We start from the raw sequence: 20,840 nt of genomic DNA, 5'->3' as shown, positions 1-20,840 counted from the left end.
TATTCACATTATGGTTAAACGTGCGTTATTGGCACTCTTAGGGCTGATGACTTTCTCGGCCCATGCTGTGGTCATTTTACAGTATCACCATGTGTCAGAAAGCACACCGGCGGCGACGAGCGTCACGCCTGCACAATTTCGTGAGCAAATGCAGTTTCTGGCGGACGATGGATTTAAGGTTATCCCCTTATCCCAAGTGGTTGAGGCGATCAAAAACAAGCAAGATTTACCCGCCAAAACGGTGGCGATCACCTTCGATGATGGTTATCGCAGCATTGCGACCACAGCGCACCCTATCCTAAAGGAATTTGGCTTTCCCTACACCCTATTTGTGGCAATTGAGCCGATTAAACAAAAGTTTACCGAGATGATGACTTGGGAGGAGCTGATTAAACTCTCCAAGGAAGGGGCTGACATCGCTAACCACAGCTGGGCCCATGAGCATCTGATCCGCAAACTCGACAATGAATCCCAAAGCCAATGGCTAGCGCGAATTAAAGCCAATATTCAGGACACCGAAAACGCGATTCGTGAGGCGACGGGGCAGAACTTTAAAATGCTGGCCTATCCCTATGGCGAATACAATCAGGCGATTCAGGATATGTTGAGCGACAATGGCTTTGTCGCCTTTGGCCAGCAGTCTGGTGCGGCGGGGCCCTATTCGCCACTCACTGCGCTGCCGCGTTTCCCTGTAGCGGGGCAATATGCAGATCTAAAAAGCTTAAAAGCCAAGTTATACAGCCTCAATATGCCAGTGCTTGAGCAAACGCCTAGCGATCCTGAGCTTAAGGGCGGACATTGGCGCCCTGAACTTAAGGTTAAGCTCGATATGAGCGACATTTCCGCCAAGCAAGTCATGTGTTATATCCAAGGGCAAGGCGCTAAAACGCCGACTTGGAGCAGTGACAATGAATTTAGTATTCAAGCCGATTTAGCCTTACCCGCTGGTCGCTCACGCTACAATTGCACGGCGCCAAGCAAGACGCGCAATGGTTATTACTGGTTTTCGCAGGCATGGGTGAGACCCAAAGACGACGGCACTTGGGTTAAAGAGTAACACGTCAGCGGCGGCTATTTAGGTTTGTAGCTTTTGACGATTTTATCGAAGTCGCTGATCAAGGCGTCGTTAAGTACTTGAGGGGCTTTACCTAAGGCTGCGGTGGGTTTAAACACCGCAACCCGCGTGCCTTGGGGAGAAACCAGTACATAGCCAGCGCTATGATCGACTTGATAATTATCCCCTTCGCCGACCATGGCGTAGATCAGTCCTAGGCTGCGGGTGAGTGGGAAGATTTGGGCTTGCTCACCCGTCACCGCCTTAAACTCAGGATTAAAGAAATTCACATAGGTGAGGAGTTTATCTGGCGTGTCCCGTTTGGGATCAACGGATAAAAACACGATTTGAATGGGCGCAATTTTTTTCAGCTCAGGATAGGCTGCGGCGAGTTTGTTTAAGGTGGTCGGACAGACATCGGGGCAATAGGTAAAGCCGATAAAGAATAGACTCCATTGGTCCTTCAAATTCGCATTGGTAAAGGGTTTCTGCTGTTGATCGACAAGCTCAAAGGGCGCTAGCTCGAACGCCTCGGGAAACAAAAAACCGCTCTCTAACTCAACGGGCTTAGGTGGATTGAACTTCACTGCAAATAGTCCGCCCAATCCTATCAATAGAATTGCTATCACTAAGATCTTGTTGGAGATTCTTGTTTGCATATTTTGTCCTTTGACCATGCTCGCCCATCGCTCGTTGCACATTAAGCCCAAAGATAGTGGTCGAGCAGTAATGCCATGAATAACAACATTAAATGATAAATCGAAAAACGAAACACCTGCATCGCCAGCCCTTCGCTGTCCTGATACTTTAACTGCCACGCTTTATAAATAAATCCCGTGCTGAGTAAGCTTGAGCATACAAAGTAGAGTGGTCCACTCATCCCGACTAACACGGGCAATAGACAAGCAATCGCCAGCAAAATCGTATAGAGCAAGATACAGGTCTTAGTAAATTCTACCCCATGGGTCACGGGTAGCATGGGAATATCCACTTTGGCATATTCTGCGCGTCTGTGAATCGCCAGCGCCCAAAAATGCGGCGGCGTCCACAGGAATATGATGATGACGAGCAATAGCGCATGACCATGGAATTGATTTGTCACCGCCGTCCAACCCAAGAGCGGCGGCATCGCACCCGCTAAACCGCCAATGACAATGTTTTGTGGCGTGGCCCGTTTTAAATAGGCGGTATAAATCAAGGCGTAACCAATCAAGCTGGCAAAGGTGAGCCAAGCGGTGAGTGGATTAGTAAAAACATAGAGGATTACAAAACCTAGGCTGCCTAAGAGTGCCGCAAACAACAGCGCCCTCGTCGCAGAAACTCGGCCCTTGGGCAGTGGTCGGTTATAGGTGCGTGCCATCATGCCGTCGATTCGCCTATCAATCAGATGGTTCAAGGCGGCGGCCGATCCCGCCATCATAGCGATGCCGAGCAAGCCTGCCACTAAAGGTTTAACGGGCAGTATGGTGGGCATGGCTAAACACATGCCGACTAAGACGGTGAGCAGCATTAAGGCCACCACCTTAGGTTTGGTCATCTCGAAATAGGCACGCCAAGCCAAATGCACACTGGGGTGACTGCTGATAGAGAGTGGTTTTGCCATGATAAATCCCCCGATGATTAAGGTGCCCTGCGCCAAAGGAAATAGTTAATCGCGACTAATGTGAGTAATAACAAGGCCGCGCCGCCGTTGTGGGAAACGGCAATCCCCAGTGGTAAATGCATTACCACGTTTGAAATCCCTAAACTGACCTGCAGTATCACTAAGGCGACCAGCAACAGACTGAGTGCCTTGAGTTGCGTGCTGACAAATAATCGATAGGCAAGCAGCATTAACAGGCTGGCGGTAATAATGGCACCGATACGATGGGCAATATGGATAGTCATGCGCGCATGGTAATCCAGTACCCCAAATTCAAAGCTTGGGTGTTGCCCTTGGAAAGGGGAAAACGCATCGGCAATGGCGAGGTTATCCATCCAATTACCTTCACAAATCGGCAAAGCCGTGCAGGCGAGTGCCGCATAGTTGGAGGAGGTCCAGCCCCCTAGCATGATTTGACCTATCAGCACCAACAGACTCAGCAACGCCAGTTTCGGTAAGTGTTTACTCTGGCCGAGAAATTTAAGGCTTGAGCCTATCCGCGAACCATGGGCGCCATTAAATCCTGTGCTCGCAACACGCTGATTGTGAATATCAGCGGTTTCGAAAATCCGTCTCGGACGTGTTCGCAGATACAGCAATAGCAGGAGCGAGAGCAAGCTAAAGCCGCCAATTAAATGGGACATCACGACAATCGGCATTAATTTCATCGTCACAGTCCACATACCCAACGCTGCCTGAAAGATGATGAGTAACACTATGGTAAAGGGTAGCTTTTTTGGAGCTTGGGATGTTTTTAGGCAGAGGATAAAAACCAGTAACACTAGGATGCCCAAGGCGCCCGCGATATACCTGTGGATCATCTCGAGCCAGGCTTTTTCGGGATGGATATCGTGGTCGGGAAACAGGGTTTGGGCATGGGAGATCTCATGGTCGTGGGTGGGTACTTTGATATGGCCGTAACAACCGGGCCAATCTGGGCAGCCAAGTCCTGCGTCCGAGAGCCGAGTGTAAGCCCCCATTAAAATTACTAACAGGGTAAAGACTATGGTGATGCGTAGGAGCCAAGTCAGTTGCATTAGTCTACCCTCGATAGTTTTAATAGCTTACGCAGATCCGCGACCAAGGCTTTACCCTGAGCTAAATGTGCCGCCTTGCCTTGCACTTGGGGGTAACGCAGCACGAGTGCGCCGAGTGGATCGACAATAATCAGTTGCTGTTGGTCAAGCCAATGGCTTAGGCTTTGGCTGGCGGGCTGAGTGTTGAAGTTAAAGCTGCTTAATGCGCTTAAGTCACTGTCTGGGTTTACAAGAATAAGCGGTTCGACACGAGCCTGATCTGGCCCTAAGGCGGTATGGCTCTGACGCAGGATATACAAGCGCTCGCGGCAAGCTTCATCGCACTTTGCGGGCAATAAATACAGCAGTTGCCATTCTCTTGGCTGAGGATTGTTAAGGCCAAGACTGGTATAACTGGTTTCTGGGCTGATGAGCTCACCATGGTTGGTGGAGCCGCCTTGATACCAATGCATGCTTAGCACTAACTTAGCGATGACCACAGGCGCGATAAAGGCCAGTAGCAATAACCCCAATGCGCGGTATTTGGCTGTTTGTTGGGAGTCCATATTTGCTCCTCTTAATTGTCCCTAATGCTTTGTTTTATTGTTTTTTATTAAAATCTTGCTGGTATCTGTTACTCGGTCTTAGTCGCTTCCTTATCGGTTTGATGCCGTTGTCGTGATGTTTTGAGGTATTTCGCTCCTTGCCAACCCATCAGCCCAGCAAACACAGTTGCCATGGCAAACCATTGCAATGCATAACCCCAATGCTTTTGTGCCGAGAGGGGGAATGGTTGCCAAGGGTGGGGCAAGGCCTGCGCAGGTTGTAATTGGGGTAAGGCATCGGGTTGTAATACCGCGGGCAGGATGGGATGTCCTAACATTTGTGCCATCTCGGGTAGATTGAGATTTTGAAACCGAATCCGTTCACCTTGTTCCGTGGTGAAGGGTTCTGCTAATAAGTGATGGCTCAAGGGATTAATCTGTTTTTGGTAGAGGCGGCCTATAAGAGCCTGTTCACCGATCATGGGGCTGACTTCGGGCAAGGCATCTCGGTGGGATTTAGCTGCGATAAAGCCGAGTTCGAGTAACAGCCAAGGTTGCTCGCGATTATTTGCCAGATTTGCTGACGTTATTTGCAGTAATTGAAAGGCGAGATAGCCCACTTGCCCTTGATAGACCTGATTGTCGAGTAACCAGATTTGTGGATTAACGGGGCTGGCTTGAACCTCAAGGCGATAGCCAGTAACGCCGCCTTTAGCCAATTCAGCTATGAGCTGTTCAGGATTGAGTGCGGCAGCGGATTGTCTGGCCTCCATTTGTGCGAGCAGTTCGGTTTTTTCAGCGGCCCTGTCCATTTGCCACAAACCCAGCTTGACCAAAATAGTAAATACCACCACAGTCAATATCAGCAGTAACAACATTCCCCTATGCCGCCAAATATATCTTGGCAACCCAATTAATTTGGTCAGCAAAACATAAGGATAGCGTATGAACATCCCGTTCATTTTTAAGTGTGTTTTAGTACTGCTGTTACTGTTTATCATTTTTAACCTAGGCAGAGCCTTAATCATTATGGTTAAAGGTGACGATCAAACCGCTGATCACCCTGTGCCTATGAGTCGCTATTTGGGCCGTAGGGTGATGTTTTCTGTACTGGTTATCCTGCTTTTGCTGGTGGCTTTGGGAACTGGAATGCTTGGTCTCAATCCCACGCCTTAAGCTTTCAATTTATTGTTTCAATAAATCTTTAAAGCACATAAACAAAGATAAACAGGCAGAGCCAGACTACGTCGACAAAGTGCCAGTACCAACTGCCCGCTTGGAAGGCAAAATGCTTATCCGCACTAAAGTGGCCTTTTAACACTCTGAAAAACAAGACTAATAGGAATATAGTCCCCAAAGTGACATGCATGCCGTGGAAACCCGTCAGCAGGAAAAAGGTGTTGCCATACACGCCCGAGGTGAGCGTTAGCCCCATCTCATGGTAGGCATGGCTGTATTCCTCTGCCTGCAAAGCAAGGAAGCTAATTCCGAGCAAAATCGTGAGTCCCAACCAGAGGGTGATGGCCGAACGCTTACCCTTTTCTAAGCTGGTATGGGCGAAATGCAGCGTGACAGAGGAGGTTAGCAGCACAATGGTGTTGACTAGCGGTAGTCCATTCCATGGCATGGCTTCGGTTTTGGTGCCATCCGGCGTGGTGAGGAGTGGCCAAACAGCCTCGAAGTGTGGCCACAGGACTTCGTGGGTCATGGCATTGTTGGATGCGCCGCCGAGCCAAGGTACTGCGACCATGCGGGCGTAAAATAAGGCGCCGAAGAAGGCGGCAAAGAACATCACCTCGGAGAAGATAAACCAGCTCATGCCTTGGCGAAACGATCTGTCCATTTGATGGGAGTAAAGGCCCGTCATCGATTCCTGAATAACGGTTCTAAACCAGCCTACAAGCATAAATAAGATCACGGCTATGCCTGCTAGTAGAATATAGCCGCCACCGGAAGCGCCAGATTTGAGTTGATGAACAAAATGTCCTGCACCAAAGGCAATTAAAAACAAGCCGATAGCACCAACAATCGGCCAAGCACTCTGGGCGGGGACGTAGTAAGTCTCATGTTTAGTGGTCATTTTGCAGCTCCTTGCTCTATGGCAGACGCTAACTGCTTGTCGGTAATGTCGTAGAGGGTGTAAGAGAGGGTTAAGGTGTGGATCGACTCGGGCAATTGAGGGTCCACGAAGAAAATCAACGGCAGCTCAGCGCGACTCGCAGCCGCTAAGTGTTGTTGGTTAAAGCAAAAACATTCGGTTTTATTGAAATAAGCCGCACCTTGTCCGGGCGAAATAGAGGGAATCGCCTGGCCCACAGTCGCTCTATTCGAGACGTTTTGCGCCAGAAATGCCGTGTGAATGAGTTCGCCCGGATGCACTTCGAGCCGCTTAGTTTGAGGCTCAAATTTCCACGGCATCCCCGTCTGCACCTGCGAGATAAACTCGACCGTTACCACGCGGTTCTTATCTACAGTGATTGCCTGATAACTGCTGGCAGTATTAGAGGTTTTGCCATTAATACCCAGTTCTTCGCACAGCACATCGTAGAGCGGTACTAAGGCGAACCCAAAGCCAAACATCGCAAGGCAGCCCAACACTAGTAGGCTGATAAGCTTACGGTTTGACTTGATGTTGGGCTGATGGGGTTGGCCTTGCATGTTATTTCACCTCGGGTGGCGTGGTGAAAGAGTGGTAGGGTGCGGGGCTTGGTAGAGTCCACTCTAAGCCTTCACTGCCTTCCCAAGGTTTGGCGGGCGCCTTTTCACCACCCCGAATGCACTTAATCACCAGCACAAGGAAGATCAGCTGAGATAGCCCAAAAGCAAAACCCCCAATCGATACGATTTGGTTTACATCGGCAAATTGAATCGAGTAATCGGGAATGCGCCTTGGCATACCCGCAAGACCCAAGAAGTGCATCGGGAAAAACAACACGTTGACCGAAATCACCGAACACCAAAAATGCCACTGGCCGAGCTTTTCGCTGTACATATGTCCGGTCCATTTAGGCAGCCAGTAATAGGCCGCCGCCATGATGGAGAAAATCGCACCCGTGACCAACACATAGTGGAAGTGAGCCACCACAAAGTAAGTATCGTGGTATTGGAAGTCGGCTGGCGTGATGGCGAGCATCAAACCCGAGAAGCCGCCAATAGTGAACAGGATAATAAAGGCTACGGCGAACAACATTGGGGTTTCAAAACTTAGTGAGCCGCGCCACATGGTCGCTACCCAGTTAAACACTTTTACCCCTGTCGGCACGGCAATCAGCATAGTGCAGTACATAAAAAACAACTCGGCAAACACGGGCATACCGGTGGTGAACATATGGTGCGCCCACACGAGGAAGGACAGAATCGCAATACTCGCCGTGGCATACACCATGGATGAATAGCCGAACAATTTCTTGCGACTAAAGGCCGGAACTATGGCGGAGATAATGCCGAAGGACGGCAAAATCATGATGTAGACCTCGGGGTGACCGAAGAACCAGAAGATATGCTGGAACATCACAGGGTCGCCGCCGCCTGCTGCCTCGAAGAAGCTAGTACCGAAAAACTTATCGGTTAACACCATAGTGACGGCGCCCGCGAGTACGGGCATCACGGCGATCAGCAAGAAGGCGGTAATCAGCCAGGTCCAGACAAACAGCGGTAACTTCATCCATGTCATACCGGGGGCACGTAGGTTGACTATGGTTACGATCACGTTGATGGCACCCATGATCGAACTTATCCCCATGATATGAATAGAGAATACAAATAATGCTGTGCTATCAGGACTATAAGTGGTCGAGAGTGGTGCGTAGAAGGTCCAACCGAAGTTAGGGCCGCCGCCTTCCATAAACAGTGAGCTCAACAATATGGCAAAGGCGAAGGGGAGGATCCAAAAACTCCAGTTATTCATCCGTGGAAGCGCCATATCGGGCGCGCCAATCATCATCGGAATCAACCAGTTCGCTAAGCCTGTAAAGGCCGGCATCACGGCACCGAATACCATAATCAGCCCATGAACCGTGGTCATCTGATTAAAAAAGTTAGGTTCAACGAGTTGTAATCCTGGCTGGAAGAGTTCGGCGCGGATCACCATGGCCATAGCGCCACCAGTTAAAAACATAATAAAGCTAAACCATAAATACAGGGTGCCAATGTCCTTGTGGTTAGTGGTGAGTAACCAGCGCATGATGCCTTTAGGTGCACCGTGATGGTGTTCATCATGGGCGGCAATTTGATCTTGAGTCAGTGTGCTCATCTTAATCCCCTACTGTCCATGGCGAGCAATATCAGCGGGTTGCACTGTATCGCCAGTATTGTTGCCCCATGCATTGCGCTCATAGGTAATGATGGCGGCAAGCTGTTGTGGCGTGAGTTGTGTGCCAAATGCCTGCATCGCCGTGCCCGGTTTACCGTGCATCACAATGTCGATGTGATTGGCGACCGGCCCCGTTGCAATTGCGCTGCCAGCAAGGGCGGGAAAGGCGGGAGGCATACCTGCACCTGTTAGCTGGTGGCAGGCGGCGCAAATCGTGGCATAGGTTTTTTCCCCTTCGGCCATCAGTTCATCATGGCTAAGCGTGGGGAGACTCGCGGGGGCGACACTGGCGGCGGGTTCTGTCGCAGCCTCGGGCGCATCGGTGGTTGCAGGGGGCGGAGTCGTGGCTACTGGTTCGCTATTGGTGCCTCCGGATTTATGGGCGTCAACGTCTTTGGCTTGTACCGCATCCCCCGTGTTATTGCCCCACGCATTACGCTCATAGGTAATCACGGCGGCTATTTCTTGGGTCGTTAATTGTTTGCCAAAGGCTTGCATGGCCGTACCCGCTTTACCATTGAGCACGATTTCAAGATGGCCGCTCAGAGGCCCTGTCGCAATGGGGCTGCCTTTGAGGTGTGGGAATACCCCCTGTAAACCTTCACCGTTAGGTTGGTGACAGGCCGCGCAGTGACCAAGGTAAACTTGCTCACCCTGAGCCATTAGCTCTTCTTTCGTCAGTGTTTGCGATAAGGCGGCTTGTGCGGCTTGCGCTGCGGCATTGGCGGCTTGTTTTTGTTCTTCAACCCAAGCATCGAACTCGGCTTCGGGCAATGCTTGCACCACTATCGGCATAAAACCATGGTCTTTACCGCAAAGCTCGGCACATTGGCCACGGTAAATGCCGGGTTTGTCGATACGGGTCCACGCCTCGTTGATAAAACCTGGATTAGCGTCTTTTTTAACGGCAAAGGCGGGCATCCACCATGAGTGGATAACATCCTCTGAGGTCATCAAGAAACGGATTTTACGATTGATCGGCAGGACAAGGGGCTTATCTACTTCGAGTAAGTAATGTTCTCCTTTGGCCTCCGCGCCTTCGATTTGAGGCCTTGGGGTTGCGAGAATGCTGTAAAACTCAATATCTTGATCGAAGTAGCTATAATGCCATTTCCATTGGGAGCCAGTCACTTTGACTGTAAGATCGGCATTGCTGGGATCTTCCATAGCAATCAGAGTTTTTGTGGCGGGAATCGCCATTAAGATCAGAATGACAAAAGGAATGATCGTCCACGCGATTTCGACTTTTGTACTTTCATGGAAGTGAGACGCGACCGCGCCTTTGGATTTTCTGTGGTTGATCATGGCATAAATCATAATGCCGAACACCACTAAGCCTATGGCGCAGCAGATATACAGAATCGTCATGTGCAGGTGATATACCTTGCCACTGATTTCTGTTACGCCGGGGGTCATGTTGAACCGCATGTCCGATGCGGCCAACGGTGGGGCGAATAGCACCACGAGTAAACAATACAACCATTGCTTCACAAGACTTCTCCTCTGCCAATTGCGAATAGCAACTACAAAGAAGAGCAACACAGTAAGTCTCAACTCTATGCAAACTCTTCAGTTCCCAAAAAAGCTTTTTTGACTTCAACGTGCGTTGGCGGCTTACTTTTGATTAAGTATTGTTACTGCTGGTATTAGCCACACTGGCACATACTGCTGAATTAACTCATTTTCTCGACTTGTGTGGGCAAGAGATATTCGATAATTTGCCGATATTTCTGCCTAAACGGGCGATATATTATGCTCGCCTAAATCAACCATACTTGCTGTTTAAAAATTGATCAAGATCACTTCTTTTTCTAATTGTCTGAAAAATTGCCAAAAAAAGCCCCACATTCACAGGTGAGGCGGCTTTCAAGGCTAAATACGCAGTGCAAAAATTTTAATGAACAGAGCTAAAAAAACTACCTTGGGCAAAGTGAGCGGGCTGCTTGAGTGTCGCGTCCGCAGTCGAGTGATTTACGACACCTTCGAGCACTATTCCCATGGCGCGGGCGCTCTTGGCCACAATTTGCAAACGACGATTGTCACGGGCATCGAGTGAGTGGATCCAAGTAATTACTGCGCTTGAAGTGCCACTGGTTAATGCTTTTTCCATAGCCCACAGGGTTTCGACTTCATCTTTCGCATGGACTAAAAGTACGCGGTCCATACGCACGCCAGCGCTGGCCAGTAACTGCTTGTAGCCAATACTAGGTGGGTTGATGAGTACGACCCAGCGGCCTTGTTGGCTCAGTTGTGCTAACTGCTTGCTAAGTTGCATTAGCTCTTGGCGCCCTTTGCTCTCGGTAGGCATAGTGATGATAGGCGTATGCTGCCAGTCTGTATTGGTTTCGCGTACCGCATCGAGCCATAAACCGGGGTGACGCGGGGCATTACCTAGTAGTTTGTTCATAGCCAATCTCCATTGCGGATCACCCCTACGGCGAGCCCTTCTATTGTTAGACTTTGGAAACTTAAATCGACTTTAATTGGGGAGTAATCTTCATTCTCTGCATGTAGATAAACGAGATTCCCTTTCTTTTCAAAGCGTTTAACTGTTACATCATCGTCAACGCGAGCAACCACAACTTGGCCATTGCGCGCTTGCTGTACTTTATGAACGGCGAGCAGATCCCCTTCGAGGATACCGATGTTCTTCATACTGTCGCCTCTGACACGCAGTAAGAAATCGGCGGCAGGGTGGAACATGCTGGGGTCGACTTGGTAATACTGTTCGACATGCTCTTGAGCGAGGATAGGTTCGCCTGCCGCCACTTGGCCAATCAGTGGCAAGCCTGATTCGCTGTTATCTTCTTCCTCAACTGGGAGGCGGATCCCGCGGGAAGTGCCAGGCATGATCTCGATGCAGCCTTTTTTCGCCAATGCCTTAAGGTGTTCTTCGGCGGCATTTGCACTTTTAAAACCCAAACGTGTGGCGATTTCGGCCCGGGTGGGTGGCATGCCAGTCTCGGCAATATTACGTTTAATCAGCTCTAAAATTTCGGCTTGGCGTGGCGTCAACGGTCTCATGTTCTTTCCTGTTTTTCTATACAGTTACTGTTAGTATATACAGTATTATTCGTAGTGCAAGTATTAACCACTTTTTAACGCGATTGGAGAGTATTAGCGAATGTTCCCTAGAATCTGGTATTCTATGGGGCTAATGAACGTACTTACATTGCATAAGAATAATGCCTAAACAAGACTCTCTTTGGTTGAAATCATTACGCTGGATCCAAAAACACTTAGTGCACACTATTGTTGTGCCGCAGGATCCCTTTGCCGATCTGAATCTGGACGCCTCCAGACCGCTTGCTTATGTAATGAAAACAGAATCCTTGAGTGATATTGCTGCGTTAAGCGAGATCACTACTAAGCTGGGTTTGCCAAGCCCCTACGAGCCGCTCGTGGTCAATGGCGTTGTTGCGCCCCGCGTCGTTTGTCTCGAAGGGCGTAAGCCTTTGTTTGGCGAGCGTGCCAGCAATGAGCCATTCCTCGAATGTTTTATGCGTTTGTTGGCCGTCCATAAAGAAAAGCCTGAGTTAGATATTCAGCTGGTGCCTGTCAGCCTTTATTGGGGCCGTACTCCGGGTAAAGAAGACGACACCATGAAGGCGGCTGTGCTTGAGCGCGAGAACCCCACTTGGTTACGTAAGTGCTTGATGATCCTATTTTTAGGCCGCCACAACTTTGTTCAGTTTTCTAATGCGGTATCGCTGCGTTATATGGCCGACGAGCACGGCACCGACATGGGGATTGCCCACAAATTGGCGCGGGTAGCGAGAGTGCATTTCCGCCGTCAGCGCAAGGTGATGACGGGACCTGTGCTGCCTAATCGTCAGGCGTTATTCCACTCTCTGCTGAAATCAGAATCCTTACGCAAGGCGATTCAGGAAGAAGCGGCGAGTAAGAAGATTTCAGAAACCCAAGCTCGTGAAACAGCAATTGAATATCTTGATGAAATTGCAGCGAATTATTCCGACAGTCTAGTGCGTATTGCCGAGCGTTTCTTAACTTGGTTATGGAACAAGCTCTACAGCGGTATCAATATCAAAGGTGCCGAGCAAATCCGCCAGCTTCACCATGATGGTCACGAGATTGTGTATGTACCTTGCCATCGCAGCCATATGGATTACCTGCTGTTATCCTACATTCTGTATTACCAAGGCATGGTGCCACCGCATATTGCGGCGGGGATTAACCTAAACTTCTGGCCAGCAGGGCCGCTGTTCCGCCGTGGAGGGGCTTTCTTTATTCGCCGTAGTTTTAACGGCAATAAACTTTATACGGCCGTGTTCCGTGAATATCTCGATCAGCTGTTTGCTAAGGGATATTCGGTGGAGTATTTCTCTGAGGGGGGACGTTCTCGTACCGGTCGTCTATTGGCGCCTAAAACGGGCATGATCGCCATGACGATCAACAGTGTGCTGCGCGGCATCGAACGCCCAGTCACCTTAGTACCTGTGTACTTAGGTTACGATCACGTGATGGAAGTGGCGACCTATCACAAGGAGCTGAGTGGTAAGAAAAAACAGAAAGAATCTGTATGGCAAGTCTTTGGTGCTATTCGCAAATTAGGTAATTTTGGCCAAGGTTATGTCAACTTTGGTGAGCCGATTACACTGCAAAACTTCTTGAATGAAACGGCGCCTAACTGGCGCATTGAAGTGGCCGACGATCCTGAGCAAAAACCCACTTGGTTAACCCCAGCGGTGAACGTGTTAGCGAATCGTGTGATGACCCGCATTAACGATGCTGCTGCCGCCAGTTCAATTACCTTAACCAGCTTAGTGTTGCTGGCGTCGGAGCAAAATGCCCTTGAGCGTTGTTTACTCGAGCGTCAGTTAGATTTGTACCTAACTTTGCTTAAGCGTGTGCCTTACACTTCGTTTACTTCAGTGGCCGAAGGTGATGGCAAGCACTTAGTGCAGCAAGGATTAGAGCTGAATAAGTTCTCCATCAATGCCGATCCTCTGGGTGAGATAGTGTCGATTGATGAGAAACAAGCGATCTCAATGACTTACTATCGTAACAATATCATCCACTTGTTTATCATTCCGTCGTTAATTGCCAGCTGTTTAACCAACAATAAGCAGATTTCAAGAGCTCAGATTTTGGGAATTGTGAGTGACTTCTACCCGCTACTGAAGGCGGAGTTATTCATGGGTATCAAGGATCTGCCAAGCTATGTGAATCAAGTGCTGGATCTGTTTATTGAGCAGGGCTTAGTGCAGGAAAGCGATACGCTGTCGGTGGTGACTGAGCACACTAGCCAAATGTTGTTGCTGGCCGGAAGCGTTAGCGAGACTTTGCAACGCTATGCGATTATTTTCAATCTGCTGGCCCACAGACCTAAGATGGAGCGTTCGGATCTGGAGTCTGAAAGCCATCTGCTTGCCCAACGTTTAGGGGCACTGCATGGAATTACTGCACCAGAATTCTACGACAAGAAACTCTATAACACCTTGAGTGTTAAGCTTAAAGAGTTAGGCTATTTTTCCGAGAAGGAAGATAAATCCGACGTTGAGCGCATTCGCGATCAAGCCAATAGCTTACTTCGAGCCTCAGTGAGACAAACCATAGTGGCGAGTGTGACCGCGGAGCATATCGTTTAATGGCTAACCATATGAATGCGGCGAAGAATAAGCCGGTGGGTAAGTCTTTGCTCGGTGGTGCCATGATTATTGCCGGCACCACAGTCGGGGCGGGGATGTTTTCTTTGCCCGTTGTGGGCGCTGGCATGTGGTTTGGCTACTCGGTACTGATGTTACTCGGTATTTGGTTCTGTATGTTGATGTCGGGACTGTTACTGCTCGAAACCAATCTACATTTCGAGCCGGGGGCGAGTTTCGATACCTTGACCAAGGAAACCCTAGGTCAGTTTTGGCGGATCGTAAATGGGGTATCGATTGCCTTCGTGCTCTACATCTTAACCTACGCCTATATCAGTGGCGGCGGCTCGATTGTTAACCATAGCCTGCAGGGCATGGGGATTGAGTTACCCCAGAGTGTTGCCGGATTTGTGTTTGCGGTCGTATTGGCTTGTATCGTGTTGATCAGCACCAAGGCGGTGGATCGTATAACGACTATAATGCTCGGCGGGATGATCATCACTTTCTTCCTCGCGATTGGTAACTTACTGATCGAGATCGATGTGACTAAGTTGCTCGAACCGGATGGCAATCAAAGCTTTATGCCTTATCTGTGGGCGGCATTGCCCTTTGGTCTGGCAAGTTTTGGTTATCATGGCAACGTGCCGAGTCTGGTGAAGTACTATGGCAAAGATTCATCGACCATCATCAAAGCGATTTTCGTCGGCACTTTCATCGCGCTGATCATTTATGCCTGCTGGTTAGTCGCCACTATGGGCAACATTCCCCGCAGCCAGTTTAGTGAGATTATTGCCCAAGGCGGCAATATGGGCGTGTTAGTCGGCGCCTTGTCGAAAGTGATGGAAAGCAGCTGGTTAAACAGCATGTTAACCCTGTTTGCTAACTTAGCTGTGGCATCTTCTTTCCTCGGTGTGACCTTAGGTTTATTCGATTATTTGGCCGATTTATTTGGTTTTGATGATTCGCGTTCAGGCCGGATGAAAACCGCAATTGTTACCTTTGTGCCACCCACCATTTTAGGTTTGTTATTCCCCGATGGCTTTTTGATTGCCATAGGTTTTGCTGCTTTAGCGGCAACCGTGTGGGCCGTCATCGTGCCTGCACTGATGGCCTATAAATCGAGACAGCAGTTCCCTAACCAGCAAGGTTTTAGAGTCTTTGGTGGCACGCCATTAATTATCCTTGTGGTGTTATATGGTGTGGTGACAGGGGCTTGTCATCTACTCGCGATGGCGAATTTATTGCCGCAGTTCTCCTAAGTATTTCTCGTACGAATCAAGCCCTCAAATTGAGGGCTTTTTCTTTATATTCATCTTTTTATCGCCAAAACTGGACAGTTGCTCAAACTCCAGCTTAACTCGAACACATTATCTGTTTGATTGGAGTCTGCAATGAGGATTACTCAGTACGCACAGGGACAGGCCTGTTGGGTCGAACTGGCGAGCCATGACTGGCAGGGTGCACAGGCGTTTTACCACGCGCTGTTTGGGTGGAATGCGGTGGAAATGGCGATTCCTAATGGCCATTTTTCGCTGTTCAACCTCGACGGTGATGACTTAGGTGCCATGTATCAAATCCCTGAGTCGGAACCACAGATCCCTAGCCATTGGCGGATCTATTTTGCGGTTAAGGATATCGAAGCCACAGTTGCCGCCATCCTTGCAGCAGGCGGGCAATTACATATGGGACCCCATGTGGTGGGTGATGCGGGCGTGATGGCGCAGGTGAGTGATCCCGAAGGCGCGCGCTTCGCCCTGTGGCAGGCTAAAAACCACCCAGGCTCACGTCGCCAAGGGGAAGAAAATACCCTGTGTTGGGTTGAGCTGGCTTGTCGTGAACCTAGCGCCGAAGCCAGTTTTTACACTCAAGTGTTTCCTTGGACCGCGCTCCCCAGTCATGTACCCGGCATCGATTATACCGAGTGGCAAATCGACGGTCAGTCTATGGGGGGCATGATGAAAATGATGCCGGAATGGGGCGAGATCCCCGCCCATTGGATGCCCTATTTTATGGTGGCAGATTGTGATGCCTTTGCCGCTAAGGCGCAGGGGCTAGGCGCACAACTATGCGTGCCACCCAGCGATATCCCAGATGTGGGACGTTTTGCGGTGATTGCCGATGCGCAAGGGGCGACTTTTGCAATAATTCACTTAAAGTGAAGTGAAAGTTAGTGAGCATTATCAGAGTGAGTTAGTTTGGCATATCAATTAATAACGGATCAGGACAATTGGTCTTTTTTGCCTTCGGTGCTTTGGCAAGCAGGCTTGGGATTGAGTCTGACAGCTTGATATTTTGAGGAAGATTAATCCGTATTTCGTTTAATAACCCCTTGGCACAATGGACTGTGACCTTAGTGTGTGCACTTTGGCCAAAGCTGGCATCAAAGCTTTGATTTAGCTCCTTTTGAGTCACTTTTTTACCAATTCTTTCATGGATAAATTGTTGTACCCATGCCGAGGCATTCACTTCCTGCGTCAGCTGAGTCGCCAGTAAAAAGTAATCATTAGGGTCTTGGTTGCGACAGGTGCCATGTTTCCACCATTCATGGCGCTCTAAACAGCTGCCGTAACGGGCGCTTGGCATCACTTCCTCGAGATTTTTTTGAACGGAGGCATTGAGCGGCACCTCGGGATAATCACAAAAATCACTCGGTTGTTGTTTTACGCTGCTGCAAAAGCCGTAACGGGTGTCACATTGCTGGCGATTCGGCCAGAGGCCATGCAGGCTAAAGTGTTGCCACTGAGGCGCATCACTCGTTTGGCTTAAGGCGCGGCACTCGGGTTTACGGCTGCCATAGAGTTCGCAAAAGGTGCTCTGCCAACTTAGGGCGAGCACATTGGAATCGTAGTTATCCTCAATTTGGCACACATTACCTTGGTGTTTTTCTGGCGTGCTCCGCTCCTGCTGGCTTTCACTCTTAACCGCAGCGCTCTCGTTAATGATGCTTGTTTGCGCTGGCTCTACGTTAGTGGTGGGCTGAGCGGTTGCAATTGGCTCGGCAGGCGCTGTACCTGTGGCACTATATTGCCCGCAATCACCTTTTATCCAACGCAGTGGCGAGCTGTTGGCATTGGTGCGCACCCTGAGCCAATCTGGATTACTGCTATTACCTAAAATTTCGGAGACGGGATAACGCTCGCCAATATTGCTCTGCCAATCATCGGGATTGGTTTGTTTATTTTTGGACTGAAACAGTTCGCAGCGCTTGTTGGCGACAAACTCTCCCGAGGCGGGGGCCGCCTGAAGGGTGATGGGCGTTAAACCTATCAACAACAGCCCCATCAAGCCAAAGCTATGGCGATAAATACCTGTGCTGTTGTGGAGGGAAAATAAAACTGTCATTCGCTGGCGTCCTTTCTGCTATGGCAGTGGCACAAACATATGGAGTTGCAAGCTGCTATTGTGCAGTGAAATGGCCGAATACGCGAATAGGATATTGACTGAAAAGCTAATTCGAATTCAAGAAACATAACCCCTAACGTTAATTGTGCTAGGGGTTATGTTTAGTTAAAACAGTGAGTTATTCTGCTTTATTGATTTGGCGAGCGTAGATCAACAGATACAGTGCTGGCAGTACAAACAGTGACAGTATAGGTGCTGTGACCATACCGCCGACCATAGGTGCGGCGATTTTTTGCATTACATCGTTACCCGAACCTGCGCCCCACATGATGGGTAGCAGGCCGAAGAAGATGGTTGCGACTGTCATCGCTTTAGGGCGAATACGCATGACCGCACCTTCAATCAAGGCTTCTTTTAAGTCCTCGACTGTGTGGTAAGTGTTTTTCTCCTGCCGATGTTTAATGGCGTTATTGAGGTACACCAACATTACCACCCCGAACTCGGCGGCGACCCCGGCAAGGGCGATCATCCCCACGGCGACGGCGACTGAGATGTTGTAGTCGAGTAGATACAACAACCAAGTGCTACCCACGAGGGCGAAGGGGAGGCTGAGCATAATAATGCTGGCCTGCATGGTCGAGCCAAAGGTCATCATCAGTAGAATAAAGATCACCCCGAGTGCCATAGGGATCACTTGCTTAAGTTTGGCATCGACTCGCTGCATATACTCGTACTGACCCGCAAAGCTATAGCTGTAACGGGGCGGCACAACGAGTTCTTCATCTAAAGCGGTTTTTGCCGCGGCGATATATTCACCAATCGAAGTGCCTTCGATATCGATAAATACCCACGAAATTAATCGGCCGTTCTCACTCTTAAGCATTGGCGCGCCATCGTTAATTTCGATATCGGCCAAGTTACGCAGCGGCAAATAATGCCCTGATTTAGTGATCACTGGCAGCTCGCGCAGTTTCTCGATATTGTCACGCAGTTCACGGGGGTAGCGCAGGTTGATGGGGTAACGCTCCGCGCCTTGAACCGACTCTCCAATGTCCATACCGCCAATCGCGTAACGTACTACATCTTGGATATCCTGAAGCGTCATGCCGTAGCGGGCGGCCACATCGAGTTTGGGGCTGATATCGATATAGCGACCGCCACCACTGCGTTCGGCGTAGGCCGATTTAGTGTGTGGCACTTTACTCAAGATGGCCTCAATCTTAGCGCCTAGGGTTTGTAGCTCATTGACATCGGCGCCAGTGATCTTAATCCCCACGGGGGTTTTAATCCCCGTCGACAGCATATCGATACGAGTTTTAATCGGTTGTACCCAAGCGTTGGTTAGGCCGGGCACTTTTACCGTTTGTTGCAGCTGATTGATGATGCCGTCTAAGGTCATGCCCTCACGCCACTCTTCATGGGGTTTAAGCATAATCGTGGTTTCGAGCATGGTCAGTGGCGCGGGATCGGTGGCGGTTTCGGCGCGGCCGACTTTACCAAATACGCGGGCTACCTCAGGGACGGTTTTAATCAAACGGTCGGTCTGTTGCAGCACTTCGGCGGCTTTACTGGCGCTGATCCCAGGCAGTGCCGTTGGCATATAGAGTAAATCCCCCTCTTCTAGGGCGGGCATAAACTCACTGCCCATGCGCGTCATAGGATACCAAGCGCTCGCCAATGCGACTAAGGCAAGCACAATGGTGACTTTAGGGAACTTAAGCACCAGTTTTAATGCTGGTTGATACAGGGCAATCAACACGCGGCTGATGGGGTTGCTGCGCTCACTTGGGATTTTCCCACGGATAAAGTAACCCATGAGAATGGGTACTAAGGTAATAGATAAAAACGCGGCCGCCGCCATGGCAAAGGTTTTGGTATAGGCGAGCGGTGCGAATAAGCGTCCTTCCTGCGCCTCTAGCGCGAAGACCGGTACAAAGCTTAAGGTGATGATAATCAGCGAGAAAAATAGTGCTGGGCCGACTTCAATCGAGGCTTCAGTTACAATGCGCCAATGCTCTTTTACCGAAGGCTCTCGGTCGTGCTCGGCTTTAAAATGCTCCAAATGTTTGTGCAGGTTTTCGATCATAACTATGGCGCCGTCAACCACAGCACCGATAGCTATGGCGATACCGCCAAGGCTCATGATGTTGGCATTCACGCCCATTTTGTTCATCACGATAAAGGCGATAAGAATCGACAGCGGCAAGGTGATAACGGCCACTAAGGTTGAGCGGGCATGCAGCAAAAACAGCAGACACACTAAGCCCACGACCAGCATTTCTTCGACCACTTTGCTGAACAGGTTATCGACGGACTTTTGGATCAGCTGCGAACGGTCATAGGTTGGAATGATTTCCACGCCGTCAGGCAGACCGGTTTTTAACTCTTCGAGTTTGGCTTTAACCGCATCGATCGTCGCGAGGGCGTTTTCACCGTAACGCATGACCACAATGCCGCCCACGACTTCGCCTTCGCCATCTAGCTCGGCAATACCACGGCGAGAAGCCGGGCCTTTACGGACGGTGGCAACATCCTTAAGCAACAAACCTGTGCCCGATGGGCTAGTGATCCCTAACGGAATTTCGCGAAAATCCTCTAAGGTTTGGCGATAACCCTTAGCGCGCACCATGTACTCGGCTTCGGCCATTTCGACTACAGAGCCGCCCGCCTCGCTGTTGGCTTTATCGATCGCTTGCTTAACGGCGGCGATATCGAGCTTGTAAATTGCCATTTTGTCCGGCTCAAGCACGATTTGATAGGTTTGTTCCATGCCGCCAACGGTCGCAACTTCGGAGACTCCGGCAACGCTTTGTAGCTCGAGTTTGAGATACCAATCTTGCAAGCTTTTCAGTTGCGACAGGTCTAAGTTGCCGGAGCGATCGACCAGTGCGTACTCAAATACCCAGCCCACACCTGAGGCATCGGGGCCGAGAGAGGGTTGCACCCCTTGGGGCAAGCGACTGCTGATCTGGCTTAAATACTCCAACACCCGTGAGCGTGCCCAATAGATGTCGGTGCCATCTTCAAAGATGACATAGACATAGGAGTCACCAAACATCGAATAACCCCGCACGGTTTTTGCACCGGGCACGGCTAACATGGCGGTTGAGAGTGGGTAAGTCACTTGTTCTTCAACCAATTTTGGCGCTTGACCCGGATAAGGGGTCTTAATGATCACCTGCACGTCGGATAAATCCGGCAGGGCATCGAGCGGCGTTTTACGCAGCTCCTGTATCCCCCAGACAGTGATCATCATGGCGATAATCAACACCATGAGCCTTTGCCTGATCGAGGACTCGATAATATATTTCAACATAATCCGC

General features: G+C 49.8%; 18 protein-coding genes. 5 read left to right on the top strand and 13 right to left on the bottom strand.

Features of this window, described 5'->3' with window-relative positions; translation table 11 throughout:
- Positions 1 to 10 precede the first annotated feature (10 nt).
- Positions 11 to 1,057, top strand: coding sequence for a polysaccharide deacetylase family protein (locus EYR25_RS17075; RefSeq protein ID WP_133181684.1), 1,047 nt, complete (start codon positions 11 to 13; stop codon positions 1,055 to 1,057).
- A 14-nt stretch (positions 1,058 to 1,071) separates the two neighbouring features.
- On the opposite strand, the gene EYR25_RS17070 is transcribed toward EYR25_RS17075, so the two are convergent.
- The 5 genes from EYR25_RS17070 to EYR25_RS17050 all read right to left on the bottom strand — a co-directional run bounded on the left by EYR25_RS17070 (position 1,072) and on the right by EYR25_RS17050 (position 5,258).
- Positions 1,072 to 1,701: an SCO family protein gene (locus tag EYR25_RS17070; protein ID WP_165953593.1), complete on the bottom strand. Its 630-nt coding sequence runs from the start codon at positions 1,699 to 1,701 to the stop codon at positions 1,072 to 1,074.
- Between the two features lie 53 nt (positions 1,702 to 1,754).
- Positions 1,755 to 2,657, bottom strand: a complete 903-nt coding sequence (cyoE, locus tag EYR25_RS17065; protein WP_133181680.1) for a heme o synthase — start codon at positions 2,655 to 2,657, stop codon at positions 1,755 to 1,757.
- Between the two features lie 17 nt (positions 2,658 to 2,674).
- Entirely contained in the window at positions 2,675 to 3,733 is a 1,059-nt protein-coding gene (locus EYR25_RS17060) for a COX15/CtaA family protein (protein ID WP_133181678.1), read from the bottom strand.
- Positions 3,733 to 4,278: a hypothetical protein gene (locus EYR25_RS17055; RefSeq protein WP_133181676.1), complete on the bottom strand. Its 546-nt coding sequence runs from the start codon at positions 4,276 to 4,278 to the stop codon at positions 3,733 to 3,735. The genes EYR25_RS17060 and EYR25_RS17055 overlap by 1 nt, the downstream gene beginning before the upstream one ends.
- Before the next feature lie 68 nt (positions 4,279 to 4,346).
- Positions 4,347 to 5,258, bottom strand: a complete 912-nt coding sequence (locus tag EYR25_RS17050; RefSeq protein ID WP_165953518.1) for an SURF1 family protein — start codon at positions 5,256 to 5,258, stop codon at positions 4,347 to 4,349.
- Here EYR25_RS17050 and EYR25_RS17045 point away from each other — a divergent pair.
- Positions 5,203 to 5,433: a DUF2909 family protein gene (locus EYR25_RS17045; RefSeq protein WP_088212503.1), complete on the top strand. Its 231-nt coding sequence runs from the start codon at positions 5,203 to 5,205 to the stop codon at positions 5,431 to 5,433. The genes EYR25_RS17050 and EYR25_RS17045 overlap by 56 nt on opposite strands.
- 28 nt (positions 5,434 to 5,461) lie before the next feature.
- On the opposite strand, the gene EYR25_RS17040 is transcribed toward EYR25_RS17045, so the two are convergent.
- The 6 genes from EYR25_RS17040 to lexA form a co-directional block, all read right to left on the bottom strand.
- Positions 5,462 to 6,337, bottom strand: a complete 876-nt coding sequence (locus tag EYR25_RS17040) for a cytochrome c oxidase subunit 3 (protein ID WP_133181674.1) — start codon at positions 6,335 to 6,337, stop codon at positions 5,462 to 5,464.
- The gene (locus EYR25_RS17035) at positions 6,334 to 6,915 is read right to left on the bottom strand and encodes a cytochrome c oxidase assembly protein (RefSeq protein ID WP_133181672.1); all 582 of its coding nucleotides are present in this window, start codon (positions 6,913 to 6,915) and stop codon (positions 6,334 to 6,336) included. Before EYR25_RS17035 ends, EYR25_RS17040 begins: the two co-directional genes overlap by 4 nt.
- A gap of 1 nt (position 6,916) precedes the next feature.
- Positions 6,917 to 8,509 (bottom strand): cytochrome c oxidase subunit I, encoded by a 1,593-nt coding sequence (gene ctaD / locus EYR25_RS17030; protein ID WP_011627583.1) that lies wholly within the window; start codon positions 8,507 to 8,509, stop codon positions 6,917 to 6,919.
- Between the two features lie 9 nt (positions 8,510 to 8,518).
- Positions 8,519 to 10,060, bottom strand: a complete 1,542-nt coding sequence (coxB, locus tag EYR25_RS17025) for a cytochrome c oxidase subunit II (RefSeq protein ID WP_133181669.1) — start codon at positions 10,058 to 10,060, stop codon at positions 8,519 to 8,521.
- A 403-nt stretch (positions 10,061 to 10,463) separates the two neighbouring features.
- Positions 10,464 to 10,976, bottom strand: coding sequence for a cell division inhibitor SulA (locus tag EYR25_RS17020; protein WP_133181667.1), 513 nt, complete (start codon positions 10,974 to 10,976; stop codon positions 10,464 to 10,466).
- A complete protein-coding gene (gene lexA / locus EYR25_RS17015; protein WP_011624510.1) occupies positions 10,973 to 11,593 on the bottom strand; it encodes a transcriptional repressor LexA in 621 nt (206 codons plus the stop codon). Before lexA ends, EYR25_RS17020 begins: the two co-directional genes overlap by 4 nt.
- Positions 11,594 to 11,754: 161 nt before the next feature.
- Between lexA and plsB the strand changes: the two genes are divergently transcribed.
- The 3 genes from plsB to EYR25_RS17000 all read left to right on the top strand — a co-directional run bounded on the left by plsB (position 11,755) and on the right by EYR25_RS17000 (position 16,334).
- Positions 11,755 to 14,178, top strand: coding sequence for a glycerol-3-phosphate 1-O-acyltransferase PlsB (gene plsB / locus EYR25_RS17010; protein WP_133181665.1), 2,424 nt, complete (start codon positions 11,755 to 11,757; stop codon positions 14,176 to 14,178).
- Positions 14,178 to 15,434 carry a tryptophan permease gene (gene mtr / locus EYR25_RS17005; RefSeq protein WP_133181663.1) on the top strand — a complete coding sequence of 419 codons (1,257 nt, stop codon included), beginning with the start codon at positions 14,178 to 14,180 and terminating at the stop codon, positions 15,432 to 15,434. The genes plsB and mtr overlap by 1 nt, the downstream gene beginning before the upstream one ends.
- A 132-nt stretch (positions 15,435 to 15,566) precedes the next feature.
- Positions 15,567 to 16,334 (top strand): VOC family protein, encoded by a 768-nt coding sequence (locus EYR25_RS17000; RefSeq protein ID WP_133181661.1) that lies wholly within the window; start codon positions 15,567 to 15,569, stop codon positions 16,332 to 16,334.
- Positions 16,335 to 16,365: 31 nt separating this feature from the next.
- Here EYR25_RS17000 and EYR25_RS16995 read toward each other — a convergent pair whose 3' ends face one another.
- Both EYR25_RS16995 and EYR25_RS16990 read right to left on the bottom strand, forming a co-directional pair.
- Complete coding sequence (locus tag EYR25_RS16995) at positions 16,366 to 17,517, bottom strand: ribonuclease T2 (RefSeq protein WP_133181659.1); 1,152 nt, start codon at positions 17,515 to 17,517, stop codon at positions 16,366 to 16,368.
- A gap of 178 nt (positions 17,518 to 17,695) precedes the next feature.
- On the bottom strand, positions 17,696 to 20,833 hold the full coding sequence (locus EYR25_RS16990; RefSeq protein WP_133181657.1) for an efflux RND transporter permease subunit: 3,138 nt from the start codon (positions 20,831 to 20,833) through the stop codon (positions 17,696 to 17,698).
- Between the last annotated feature and the right edge of the window lie 7 nt (positions 20,834 to 20,840).

It is taken from the genome of Shewanella decolorationis (assembly GCF_004354305.1).
Classification (GTDB): domain Bacteria; phylum Pseudomonadota; class Gammaproteobacteria; order Enterobacterales; family Shewanellaceae; genus Shewanella; species Shewanella decolorationis.
Note: the sequence above shows the minus strand (reverse complement) of the source record. Positions and strands in the feature narration are given on the sequence as shown.

Coding starts and splice junctions, on each gene's coding strand:
- EYR25_RS17075 (WP_133181684.1), top strand. CDS start 11: ATGGTTAAACGTGCGTTATTGGCACTCTTAGGGCTGATGACTTTCTCG.
- cyoE (WP_133181680.1), bottom strand. CDS start 2,657: ATGGCAAAACCACTCTCTATCAGCAGTCACCCCAGTGTGCATTTGGCT.
- EYR25_RS17060 (WP_133181678.1), bottom strand. CDS start 3,733: ATGCAACTGACTTGGCTCCTACGCATCACCATAGTCTTTACCCTGTTA.
- EYR25_RS17055 (WP_133181676.1), bottom strand. CDS start 4,278: ATGGACTCCCAACAAACAGCCAAATACCGCGCATTGGGGTTATTGCTA.
- EYR25_RS17045 (WP_088212503.1), top strand. CDS start 5,203: ATGAACATCCCGTTCATTTTTAAGTGTGTTTTAGTACTGCTGTTACTG.
- EYR25_RS17050 (WP_165953518.1), bottom strand. CDS start 5,258: ATGATAAACAGTAACAGCAGTACTAAAACACACTTAAAAATGAACGGG.
- EYR25_RS17040 (WP_133181674.1), bottom strand. CDS start 6,337: ATGACCACTAAACATGAGACTTACTACGTCCCCGCCCAGAGTGCTTGG.
- EYR25_RS17035 (WP_133181672.1), bottom strand. CDS start 6,915: ATGCAAGGCCAACCCCATCAGCCCAACATCAAGTCAAACCGTAAGCTT.
- ctaD (WP_011627583.1), bottom strand. CDS start 8,509: ATGAGCACACTGACTCAAGATCAAATTGCCGCCCATGATGAACACCAT.
- EYR25_RS17020 (WP_133181667.1), bottom strand. CDS start 10,976: ATGAACAAACTACTAGGTAATGCCCCGCGTCACCCCGGTTTATGGCTC.
- lexA (WP_011624510.1), bottom strand. CDS start 11,593: ATGAGACCGTTGACGCCACGCCAAGCCGAAATTTTAGAGCTGATTAAA.
- plsB (WP_133181665.1), top strand. CDS start 11,755: ATGCCTAAACAAGACTCTCTTTGGTTGAAATCATTACGCTGGATCCAA.
- mtr (WP_133181663.1), top strand. CDS start 14,178: ATGGCTAACCATATGAATGCGGCGAAGAATAAGCCGGTGGGTAAGTCT.
- EYR25_RS17000 (WP_133181661.1), top strand. CDS start 15,567: ATGAGGATTACTCAGTACGCACAGGGACAGGCCTGTTGGGTCGAACTG.
- EYR25_RS16995 (WP_133181659.1), bottom strand. CDS start 17,517: ATGACAGTTTTATTTTCCCTCCACAACAGCACAGGTATTTATCGCCAT.
- EYR25_RS16990 (WP_133181657.1), bottom strand. CDS start 20,833: ATGTTGAAATATATTATCGAGTCCTCGATCAGGCAAAGGCTCATGGTG.